Origin of the sequence: Microcoleus sp. N3A4, assembly GCF_036701805.1 — a bacterium.
Taxonomy (GTDB): Bacteria; Cyanobacteriota; Cyanobacteriia; order Cyanobacteriales; family Microcoleaceae; genus Microcoleus.
This window is the reverse complement of sequence record NZ_JAUBRJ010000004.1, coordinates 32,714-44,940: the sequence shown is the minus strand read 5'-3', so window position 1 is coordinate 44,940 and position 12,227 is coordinate 32,714. Positions and strand designations below refer to the sequence as shown.

5 protein-coding genes are annotated in these 12,227 nt (G+C 46.9%); 4 read left to right on the top strand and 1 reads right to left on the bottom strand.

The window, feature by feature from the left end; translation table 11 throughout:
- Positions 1-35 precede the first annotated feature (35 nt).
- From purM to QUA56_RS03675, 4 genes are all read left to right on the top strand, one after another.
- The gene (gene purM, locus QUA56_RS03690; protein ID WP_333353381.1) at positions 36-1,058 is read left to right on the top strand and encodes a phosphoribosylformylglycinamidine cyclo-ligase; all 1,023 of its coding nucleotides are present in this window, start codon (positions 36-38) and stop codon (positions 1,056-1,058) included.
- A gap of 563 nt (positions 1,059-1,621) precedes the next feature.
- Complete coding sequence (locus QUA56_RS03685; protein WP_333353378.1) at positions 1,622-3,454, top strand: iron uptake porin; 1,833 nt, start codon at positions 1,622-1,624, stop codon at positions 3,452-3,454.
- A 297-nt stretch (positions 3,455-3,751) separates the two neighbouring features.
- A complete protein-coding gene (locus tag QUA56_RS03680; RefSeq protein ID WP_333353375.1) occupies positions 3,752-5,215 on the top strand; it encodes an ABC transporter substrate-binding protein/permease in 1,464 nt (487 codons plus the stop codon).
- On the top strand, positions 5,181-5,930 hold the full coding sequence (locus QUA56_RS03675; RefSeq protein ID WP_333353373.1) for an amino acid ABC transporter ATP-binding protein: 750 nt from the start codon (positions 5,181-5,183) through the stop codon (positions 5,928-5,930). The genes QUA56_RS03680 and QUA56_RS03675 overlap by 35 nt, the downstream gene beginning before the upstream one ends.
- A gap of 168 nt (positions 5,931-6,098) precedes the next feature.
- Here QUA56_RS03675 and QUA56_RS03670 read toward each other — a convergent pair whose 3' ends face one another.
- Positions 6,099-12,095 (bottom strand): DUF4347 domain-containing protein, encoded by a 5,997-nt coding sequence (locus tag QUA56_RS03670; protein ID WP_333353370.1) that lies wholly within the window; start codon positions 12,093-12,095, stop codon positions 6,099-6,101.
- Between the last annotated feature and the right edge of the window lie 132 nt (positions 12,096-12,227).

Here is a 12,227-nt window from a genome sequence, read left to right as displayed (position 1 = left end):
ATAAACTAAAAACTGGAAATCGATTTGGCGGACTTATGGATTATCGAGAAGCAGGTGTGGATGTTGAGGCGGGCAGAGCTTTTGTCTCGCGGATCGGGAGTATGGTCAAGAGCACGCACCGATCGGGAGTTTTGGGCGGATTCGGCGGGTTTAGCGGGTTTTTCAGCGTCCCGGAGGGTTTAAAAGAGCCGGTGATGGTCTCGGGGACTGACGGCGTTGGGACTAAGTTGAAATTGGCCCGCGATCTCGATCGGCACGACACGGTAGGTATCGACTTGGTGGCGATGTGCGTCAACGACGTGCTGACATCCGGGGCCGAACCCCTGTTTTTTCTCGATTATTTAGCGACGGGAAAGTTAAATCCCGAACAATTAGCTGCGGTGGTGGCCGGGATTGCTGACGGTTGCAAGCAAGCGGGCTGTGCTTTGCTCGGAGGGGAAACTGCAGAAATGCCCGGTTTTTACCAAGCGGGAGAGTACGATTTGGCGGGGTTTTGCGTGGGAATTGTCGAAAAGAGCAAATTGTTGGACGGTTCGCGGGTGCGGGTAGGAGATGTGGCTGTGGGGCTGGCGAGTTCGGGCGTGCACAGCAACGGTTTTAGTTTGGTGAGAAAAATTGCGGGCGATCGGGGTTTTGATTGGCATTCCCAACCCGAAAAATTAGGCGGCAAAAGTTTAGGAGAAGCGCTGTTAACTCCGACTACAATTTATGTTAAACCAGTCCTCGAAGCAATTAAGAGCGGTTTAGAAATTCACGGCATGGCTCACATTACTGGCGGCGGTTTGCCGGAAAATTTGCCCCGCTGTTTGGGAGCAAATCAATCTGTGAAAATTGACGGCAATAGCTGGGAAAAATTGCCAATTTTTGACTGGATTGCTGAAGCGGGCCAAGTTGCTGATTCAGATATGTTCAATACTTTTAATATGGGGATTGGCTTTGTGCTGTTGGTCGATCGCAGGGAAGTAGAACAGGCTGTTAAATGGTTTGAATCTCAGGGAATTGGTGCTTGGGCGATCGGAGCAGTTATTGACGGTAACGGAGAATTAGTGATGGGGTAAAATTAAATTTTATTGATTGGATTAAAAAAAAGCGCCGTTTTTTTTAGGGTTAAAGGGTTGACTTTGAAAGTTCGATCTAGTACAATTAAATAATGGGAGTGGTGGCAAAATTTTTATTTTTGCCACCACTCCTATTATTTAATATATACCACAAAAAATCACGCAAAGTCAATAGGTAATCCTTCTTTTTAGGGCAGATTTTTTAACAAGATTTGATTTTAAAATTCAAGTATTAGTAAAAATAAATATGGTTGCTATAGCTGCTTGCCTGCGGAATCTGGCTGAAAAACTATCCAATTTGACAGAATAAAATTCCCAATGCCAGTAAGATTCATTTATTAACGATCTGCTTAGCCTCATCTTCTAGATCGAATTCAAGCCTGTCAAGCAGTCACTGCTGCTCGATCGCACCCCATTCCCGATCCGTTCGAGGCGAATTTAGGTTGGCACTTAACAGCCGGGACTGCAAGCAACCAACCGGATTTGATATCTAACAATCTCCATTGGCGATGTCGGTTTCGCGAGCCACGAAATGCACTTAATCAGAGATGTGAAGAGCAACAATGTCAAAAGTTTTTGGGGAATGTTTCTGGTTGTGCCTAGCTTTCTTTGCCAACCTCTTGCTGGTAGAAAACACAGTTTTTGCAGCAGAAACAACTGCGGCGCCCGTGCAAATTCCCGATGCTGAAAATGCGATCGCCCTTGCGGAACCGCAGCATCAACTTCCCGAACCAACAGACGCCCAAACTCCAGCAGCATCAGTTCCCGCGCCGCCGGAAACTCTCGCCTCTGGCGCGACACCGGAAACCTCGGAAAGCGATTTAACCGCAGCATCACATTCCGCAGCGCCCGCTTCAGTCATTGCTAGCGAGTTAAAGCAATCGGAAATCCCGGAAACTCTGCCAGACAATAATTCGTCTCAGCAGCCGCAATCGCCATCCCAACCGCTTGATGCCGGCTCTATGAGTCAGGTGACATCAGTATCTCAACTATCCGACGTACAGCCGACTGATTGGGCATTTCAAGCCCTGCAATCCCTAGTAGAAAGATACGGCTGCATCGCGGGATATCCAGACGGAACCTATCGCGGCAACCGAGCATTAACTCGATACGAATTTGCCGCTGGATTAAACGCTTGTTTAGACCAAGTTACCAAGCTAATTTCTGGAGGAACGGGCAACTTGGTCACCAAAGAAGACTTGGCCGTACTGCAACGCTTGCAAGAAGAATTTGCCGCCGAGTTGGCTGCTTTGCGGGGTCGAGTCGATGCTTTAGAAGCGCGCACCAGCGAACTCGAAGCCAATCAGTTTTCGACAACTACCAAACTGAATGCAGAGACTATTGTTGCGGTGGGCGATACCTTTGGCGACGGTGCTGTCGGTGAGGATAAAACTAATACAAACTTTGGCTACCGAGTGCGGTTGAATTTCGATACGAGCTTTACCGGATCTGACCGCTTGAGAACTCGGTTGCAAGCTAGAAATAGTGCTAGGTACGATCGCACTACAGGCACTCCCATGACTCGCACCAACTTTGACGGGGATAGCGGATCGCAAATCATTCTGGATAAAGTCAGCTATCAGTTTACCATTGGCCGCACCACTGTTGAAATAGGGGCAAAAGGACTTACTTCCGATGATGTTGCTCCGTTAATTAACCCTTATTTTGATAGTGCCGCTCAAGGCGCTGTTTCTCGCTTTGGCGCATTCAACCCCGCTATCTACAATACACCCGGAGAAACCGGAATTGCCATCAATCACCTATTGAGCGACAAACTGAATTTAACTTTGACTTATCTTGCCAATACCGCTGCTGATTCTACAGAGGGCAACGGACTTTTTAACGGTAGCTACGGGGCGATCGCTCAACTCACTTACTCGCCAAGTTCAGAGCTCGATTTAGCGTTGAGTTACGTCCGCAGCTACTCCCGCAGAGATGATGTCGATCTTTCTCTCGGTACTGGCAGCAATAACGCCAATCAACCTTTCAATCAAAGCGCGACAAGAGGCAACCATTTTGGCGTTGAAGCAAGTTGGCGGGCTTCGCCTCGATTTGATATTTCAGGGTGGGTGGGATATGTAGATGCTCAGCAGTTGTCCGACGGGGATGCAAAGGCGGATATTTGGAACGGTGGAGTGACTTTTGCTTTCCCTGATTTGTTTGGTGAAGGCAATGTCGGCGGCATTATTGTCGGCGTCCCGCCAAAGGTGACTCGCAATGATATTAAAGAGAACAAGGATAATGCTACTTCTATTCACGTAGAAGCTCTGTATCGGATTCAAGTCAGCGATTTTATCAGCGTTACTCCGGGCGTTTATGTCATTACCAATACAGATCACAACAAGGATAACGGTACAACATGGGTGGGAGTTCTGCGGACAAGCTTTACTTTCTAAAATGTTATAGAAAAAGGAAGGCACAACACTGATTTTGACACGGATACACGGATTAAGTATTGAGCGTGAGTTACTTTAAGTAGGGTGCGTCAGTTAGCATTATTTTTGCTACAAACCGACAATCTCACAACTGACGCACCGCTGAACAAGTGGTGCGTCAGAATCATACTTTCTGTGCTGATTAAGAATCTCAAACCTGACGCACCCTACCACTGTTATCTATCTTTAGACTGGTGACATTATTGTGAATAATCGAATATTTTGTTGGCGAGGGGATTTTTCAGGAAAATGCTCGATATGAAACGTTTAAAATTAAAATCAGTGCTGGCGGGGGCGATCGCGATCGCCTTTTGTTTGATTGCGATCGCCAGCTACGCGCAAGGCAACAAGACTTTAACACTGGCAACTTCCCCCGACTACCCGCCATACGAATATAAGGATACGGCTGTTAGCGGCAATGAAGTTATCGGTTTTGACATCGATATTGCCAAATATATTACTCAAGAATTGGGCTACGAACTTAAAGTAATTGGCATGGACTTTAACGGCTTAATTCCGGCTTTGCAGGCGGGGCGAGCCGATATCGTGATGGCTGGAATGACTCCCACGGCCGAACGGAAAAAAAATGTGGATTTTTCTGACCTTTACTACGAAGCTCAAAATACAATTGTCGCCAACAAAGGCAGCAACCTGACCAAAGCTGAAGATTTGACCGGGAAAAAAGTAGGCGTTCAACTCGGCAGCATTCAGCAGGAAGCGGTAAAAAAAATGGCTGGGGTGCAGGTGGCTTCTCTGAATAAAATCCCTGATATCATTCAAGAAATTAAATCAAATCGGCTCGCTGCGGGGGTGATCGAAGATACTGTTGCTAAGGGTTATGCCGCAGCTAACCCGGACTTGGAATTTAATACAATTCCCAATACTGAGGAAAGCGGTTCGGCGATCGCCTTTGGCAAAGGTTCGAGATTAGTTCCAGAATTTAACCGAGTCCTCCAGCAAATGAAAGCCAGCGGTCAAATTAAGGAACTAGCTACTAAGTGGTTTTCTCGACCGATCGCCCAAGAAGCGACTTCAGCAAATCCGTCTCCGGCACCGGCAAAATTCGGGTTGGATTTTGGCAAAATAGTGCCGAATTTACCTTATATTTTAGGCGGAATCTGGGTAACATTAACATTTACCCTGCTGTCGGCATTTCTCGGATTTCTCTGGGGAATCGTGCTGTCTCTGTTCAAAATTTCCAGCATTAAACCGCTGGCTTGGTTCGGCGCTGCCTACACTTCAATTTTTAGAGGAACGCCGCTAATTTTGCAGTTGACTTTAGTTTATTTTGCAACGCCGCAGCTTACGGGGTATGATATATCTGCGCTGCAAGCTGGCGTCATTACTTTTTTCCTCAATTCGGGGGCTTATATTTCCGAAACAATCCGCGCCGGAATTCAAGCTGTAGATAAAGGACAAAAAGAAGCGGCAGAATCCCTCGGCGTTCCCTACAAACAGATGATGGGCGACATTATCTTGCCGCAGGCATTAAAAAATATTTTGCCTGCCTTGGTGAATGAAAGTATTGCTTTGTTGAAAGACTCAGCTTTAGTTTCAGTAATTGGTGTAGAAGATTTGCTGCGGCGCGGTACAATTGTAGGAGCTGAAAAGTATATTTACTTTGAACCTTTGATATTTGTCGGCGCAATTTATTACTTGATGGTGCTTAGTTTAACATGGGGGGCCAATGTACTCGAACGCAGACTCCAAACTAGCAGTTAAAGTCGATCGCCTGTATAAATCTTTTGGCAATCTGAAGGTTTTGCGGGAGATAACTACTGAAATTCATAAAGGAGAAGTGATTGCCATTATCGGCCCTTCGGGGTGCGGCAAGTCTACTTTTTTGCGGTGTTTGAATTTACTGGAAATTCCGACTTCTGGGCATATATACATTGACGAAGTAGATATTACTGCGCCGAAGGCAGATATTATGAAAATTCGCCAAAAAGTGGGGATGGTTTTTCAGCATTTCCACTTGTTCCCGCACATGACGGTACTGCAAAATGTGACGTATGCACCTGTAAAGGTGAAGCAGGTTGCTAAGGATGAAGCGCGTCAAAAGGGATTGGAATTGTTGGAAAAAGTCGGTTTGTCAGATAAGGCGGATGTTTATCCTTCTAAGCTGTCGGGGGGACAGAAACAGCGGGTGGCGATCGCGCGCTGCTTGGCTATGGAACCGGAAATTTTGCTGATGGATGAACCGACTTCTGCACTAGATCCGGAAATGGTTAAGGAAGTGTTAGATGTGATGAAAGCTTTGGCGCAAACGGGCATTACAATGGCGATCGTCACTCACGAGATGGGATTTGCGCGGGAAGTCGCCCACCGCATATTGTTTCTGGATGGCGGAAAGGTGGCGGAAGATGTGCCGCCGCAGGAGTTTTTTGCTAACCCGAAGTGCGATCGGGCGAAGCAATTTCTGGAAAAGATGCTTTAATTCATATAAGAATTAGAGTTTTTCACCGCAGAGGACACAGAGGACACAGAGTTAGAGGAGAAAGAGAAAGTTGCGATAGGGTGCGTCAGGTTTGAGATGCTCGATCGGCACAAAAAGTCGAGTTCTGACGCACCGTTTGTTGCGGGCGCGGGCCAGCGGTAAGCCTGTTTAAATTAAGCTGAAATTGACGGCGCCGATCGTGTTAACAGAAACTCCGGTTAAAGTAGCTATAATTTCTCCTGTTTCCACAAACTGAATTAAAGCCGATCCGTTGTTTTCTATAACATTTAATTGCTCGAATGTCAAGCCATCAGCGAGAATTAGCAAATCTTTTTCAGCTTCAAAATCGGCAATAATATCGATACCGGAATTGGTGGAGAGTAAAAAGCGATCGCTCCCAGCACCGCCAATTAAACTATCATTTCCCGCACCTCCAATCAAACTGTCATCACCGCGATTTCCAAACAAGATATCGTCGCCCTCACTGCCGAGTAAAACATCGCTGCCTTTACCTCCGTAAACGGTATCTGCGCCGCTGTTGCCGTCGATGAAATCGCTGCCGCGTTTGGCCATGAAAATATCGCTGCCACTGCTGCCGATCAGGTTGTCGGCATCGTTTGTACCTTCGATCGCATTGGGGGAATTGCTAGTAATTTCTGCTTCCCCCGTTACAACTGGAACTGCTGGCGCGTTCGGTGGCGTTGTATCTTGAATTTGATTTGTTAATGCGGCTTCCGTATTTTCAGCAACAGCAAGTTCGATCGTTTTATTTCCCGCAGTTACTGCTTTTAAATCCTGCGAAGTTTCGCCTAAAGCTACTTTTTGCACGCGGGCTATTTCTGCGGGAATTGCTGTCGGCATAAATTTAGCAACAACCGAGTCTACCCGCTGGTTTGCTGCTGCCATAACTGTTGCAGCTTGCTGGGAAATTGGCAAGATTTTTTGCAAGTCCAAATTTGGATCGATCGCCCGCGTTTTCCCGGCTGCTTGTTCTAGCATTTGCTGTAAAGTAACAGCATTGCTGAAATTGAGAGCGCCATTAAATTGAATGCGATCGCCAATTGCACTCACAACTTCCTGAGTAATGGCTGCCATCGAGGCTGTAGAAGCACCGGTAATTAAATTAGCAGTTTGAGTGATGAAATTTTGAACTTTTACCATTGCTGCCAAGACTTCGACTCCGCCCGGTTGGTTGGTGTTTGTCGCGGCGATCGGGTCGAAATTTAGGAGGTCGATATTAGCAGGCAAAGCAAGGGCAGATAGCACTTGAGATGCAGCGATTTCAGTGTCAGTTCCCCGATCGCTCAAATCAGCAACTAAACTGGTTAATAAGGTGACGACGGTAGCATCGGTAGGGGCAGTAACCGGAGTTTCTAAAGGCAAACCGGTAGCGGTATCTGTGCCGCCGATCGCGACTAAATTCCCTTCACTCGGATCGAGTTCGCCGTTTTTGTTGGTATCGAATATTTCAAAGGGAATGTCTAGCTCAAATTGACCGCTACTTCCCGTAGTCGTAAATGGTTCGTTAGCGTCGAGAATGCTGTTTTTGTTGGCATCTAAAAACAGCGTTGCCCCGGCAATGTAACTGTCAATCAATACACCATTAGAAGAGATAGCCAGCAATATTTTATCGCTCGCACTCGCACCAGCTCGATCGGTGGCAGTTAGTTTAATCTCCAGCGATTGCAACGTCGAAGTTGTACCGCTAAAAGTGCGGGTATTGGGGTTGAAATTGAGCCAACTCGGTAAAGGTTGACCGTTTTGTAGGGTAGCTGAATAAGTTAGGGTATCTCCCCGATCGCGATCGAGAAAAGCAGCGGATGGAACTTGATATTCAAACTGCGATGAATTGCTGACTCGGAAGGTGTAATAGTTCCACGGAGTCGTAATCGGATTTTTGTTGAGTATTGGTGGATTGTTGGGGAGATTTGATGGTGTTGGTGTTGGTGTAATTGACGGTGTTGGTGTTGGTGTAATTGACGGTGTTGGCGTCGGAGAATTTGACGGCGTTGGTGTTGGCGTTGGAGAATTTGATGGTGTTGGCGTCGGAGAATTTGACGGTGTTGGTGTTGGTGTAATATCGGGTGTTGGAGTTGGGGTATTTGACGGTGTTGGTGTCGAAGAATTTGATGGTGTTGGCGTTGGAGAATTTGATGGTGTTGGTGTGGGTGTAATATCGGGTGTTGGAGTTGGGGTATTTGACGGCGTTGGTGTCGGTGTTGGTGTTGGTGTTGGTGTCGGAGAATTTGATGGTGTTGGCGTTGGAGAATTTGATGGTGTTGGTGTGGGTGTAATATCGGGTGTTGGAGTTGGGGTATTTGACGGCGTTGGTGTCGGTGCCGGATCGGGTGTTGGAGTCGGAGAATTTGACGCAGTACCCGCATCTAATATTCGCAGTGTTGCCGTATTTTGAGAACTGATATTGGCATTGACACCGGCAGCGATTCCAAAGGTCAATTCTTCTGTACCTTCTGTCAGGTCATCCGGTAAAATATTAATGGTAAATGTTTTGCGAGTTTCGCCGGGATTGAAGGTAATGACGGGTGAAAATTCAGGGGGAGTATTCCAATCTAAATCCCCAGTTGCCGAACCGGTTGGATAAGTTATTTGTACTTGGGAAGAATTGTTGAGATTGCCGCTGCGAGTCAAACTAATAGTTGCGGGAACGATCGACAATCTGCTTTCATTTACTGAGTAAATCGGTTGGGAAAAACTGACGATCGCACTTTCGTTATTGGGCGTAGGAGTCGGCGTTACTGCTGGTGTCGGAGTCGGCGTTACCGCTGGCGTAGGAGTCGGCGTTACTGCTGGTGTAGGAGTCGGCGTTACTGCTGGCGTCGGAGTCGGCGTTACCGCTGGTGTAGGAGTCGGCGTTACCGCTGGTGTCGGAGTCGGCGCTGCTGGTGTAGGAGTCGGTGCGATGTCGTTATCGGCGATCGCCACGCTAACGGGTGCGATCGCCATTCCGCTATATTTAGGATCGGTACTGGTGGCTGTATGGGCGATCGAACCCGTATGCGCGCCTTCGACAACCGCGTCATCTTTTGCAGTTGCAGTCACGGTTTGAGGCGCATTCCAGTTGGTGCTGTCAAAGACAATTGGGGCGATCGCATCGATTTGATTTCCCGGATTGAAACTAACTGTAACAGGTGCGATCGGCTGCGAATTTAACTGAATGCTGTAACTTCCCGCTGCACCGCCTTCTGTGGCTGTCGTGGAGTTGTTACTGATGCTAGCGCCTGCGGTATCGTTGTCGGTATTGGTGAGGCTGACATCGGGAGGATTGAGATTGCTGTAATTGCTGTCGGTACTGGTAGCGGCACCGGTGATAATTTGATAAGTGCTAGATCCGTCAGCAATGCGATCGTCTGCACCGGTTACAGTGACAGTTTGCGGTAAATTCCAGTTATTCGGAGTGAAGCTCAAACTATTAGTAGAAACCGTTCCTTCGGCGGAATTGTCACTGGTTAAGTCGATCGTCACGGGGGCGGTAGGCTGCGTGTTCAAAACTACATTAAAATTAGCAGTACCGCCCGCTTCTGTGGTAACTAATCCCGATGTCGGATTGACGGTAATGCCCGGAGTTTCGTTGTCGGAGTTGGTGACGCTGACATCATCCGCATTGAGATTGCTGTAATCGGTGTCAGTGCTGACAGCAGGGGCGGTGACAATAGTGTAAGTTTGCAGGCTGTCGGCTGCGCTGTCGTCAACACCGGTGACTGTTACTGTTTGCGGAATACTCCAGTTAGTTGGATCGAAGGTCAAACTATTAGTAGAAACGGTTCCTTCGGCGGTATTGGAACTGCTTAAAGCGATCGAGACGGGCGCAGTGGGCTGCGAGTCGAGTGCGACGGTAAAAGTTGCCGTTCCTCCGGCTTCTGTGGTGTTTAAACCTGCGATCGGATTTACCTTAATGCCAGGGACGTAGAAGTCATCATTAATAATTGTAAGCGTATAGCTAGCAATATCAATTACAGGATCGGGAGCGGGAAGAGGATCTGTGATTCGGGGATTTGATATGGTGACGGTAATAGTTTCATCAGGTTCTATCGAACTATCTCCGATAATATTGATGGGTATCCCCTTATATCCTTCACCGGGAAGGAAGCTGAGAGTACCGGAAATGACACCAGTGTAGTCCGTAGCGCTGTCAGCCGTTCCTGTAATCGTATAGTCAACGGTACTGGCGGCATTGCTTGCTTCAATATTGCGCTCAACAAAGAAGGTGGCAAGAGTCATGCCTGTATTGCCTTCAAATATTTGACTCGGAGTAAAATTGCTTAAGCGATAGGATAAGCCGTTAGCTGGAATCGTCAGCGTAGTTTGTGAAATTGTCCCCATGTTCGCACCTTGAACATAGTTTAATTCAAGGACAACTATTTCATCTGTTTCAGGTAAATAGTCCGAATAAACATTAAGTTGAAGATTTTGAGTGAGTTCAGTCGTTCCTCCGGAGAAACTAACATAATTGTTTAGCGTGTAGTCGGAACCTTCAGTAGCGGCGACACTGCCTGCAGGTATAGCACCACGCTTGATTTCGACCAATACGTTCTCACTTGGAACTCCGCTGAGAGTGATAGGAATATTCAGAAATGGTGTTCCGCCTTCAGCAACCGTGTAATTGGCAGCCCCGAAATTTACAGATGGTCTACCATAAAGAACCGATAAGTTGGTACTGTTGACAACAACTACGTCGGTTAAGGCATCGCTATTGAAGTTGCCCACTGCAATGGAACCCGGTGATAATCCGCTGTAATAGTTGGTAGCAGAACTAAAGCTACCCGTACCATTTCCCAGCAAAATTGAAATGTTGGTGGAACTCGGATTGGCTACAACCAAGTCCAAGAAAGAATCTTGATTGAAATCACCCACTATAAGTTGACCCGGACTGATTCCCGCATAATAGTTAGTAGCAGAACTAAAGCTACCCGTACCATTTCCCAACAAAATTGAGATATTGTCGGAGCCAGAATTCGACACAGCCACATCAAGGAATGAATCTTTATTAAAGTCACCTACTACAACTGAGCGCGGATTTGACCCCACATTATAGTTGGTAACAGAACTAAAGCTATCTGTACCATTCCCCAGCAAAATTGAGACATTGTTGGAGTTATCATTTGTTACAGCCAAGTCGGGAAATGAATCTTGATTAAAGTCGCCCACTGCCATCGAAATCGGATTTACTGGGATGTAAGAGTGAGTAGCAGGACTAAAGCTACCCGTACCATTTCCCAGTAAAATTGAGACGTTATTGGGGCCGTAATTTCCCACAGCCAAGTCGGTGAATGAATCTTGATTAAAGTCGCCCACTGCAATCGACCTCGGATTTGATTGCACGTCATAGTTGGTAGCAGGACTAAAGCTACCCGTACCATTTCCCAGTAAAATTGAGACGTTGTTAGAACCCAAATTTGCCACAGCCAAGTCGGGGAAGTTATCGTTATTAAAATCCCCCACTACAATCGAACCCGGATCTGACCCAGCGCTATAGTCAGTAATTGATTGAATTTGAAATTCACTGGCACTATTTCCCAGTAAAATTGAGACGCTGCTGTTTGTTGACACAGCCAAGTCGGGGAAAGTGTCGCCATTAAAATCGCTTACGGCGACGGCTCGGGCGTATAAGCTTCCTGTGTTATAAATTGTGCCTAGCTTGAAAAGATTGAAAATGTGGCTGTAAGCCACCATTGCTTCTGAATCAAAGGCTTTGGGCGCTGTGATTTCCCCTGTTGTTACTTCTAATTCCCAGTCTCCACCTAATTCTTGGCTCCCGGTGAAATTGGCAGAAGCGGCAATTTTTGCTGTTGTTAACTCGCTCAATCTTTCCACGAACGATCGCCCGATCGCCCCTGCACCCACCCTGCACCCGTAAATCAAAATTTCCGCATTTGCTGCGAGATCCCGCCCCCACGTTTCGATTTTCGATTTCAGCCCGCCCAAACTTTCCCAACTCAACCGAGTATTTCCCAATTGCAAGCATCCGGGCGCCCCGTGGGAAATAATATGAACTTCTCCAAAAGATCGATCGCGCAATCTTAAACTAATTTGTTCGATCCCGTCCGCTGCGGTATCTAACAATACAATTTCCGTTCCCGAAATTGCACCGTCCGCCAAGATTTGATAGTCAGATACACTCTTGTCAATAAACGCGATCGAGTTCATAATCTGATTGTTAAAAATGCTTTATGCAAGCTTATGCTTTGGCGCGCAGTTTTAGCAACCGTGGAAATATTGAGTCTTTTTCTTTAACAAGCGGCTTTTCTTCCGTAAAATTACTGAAATAAGCACTCTAAA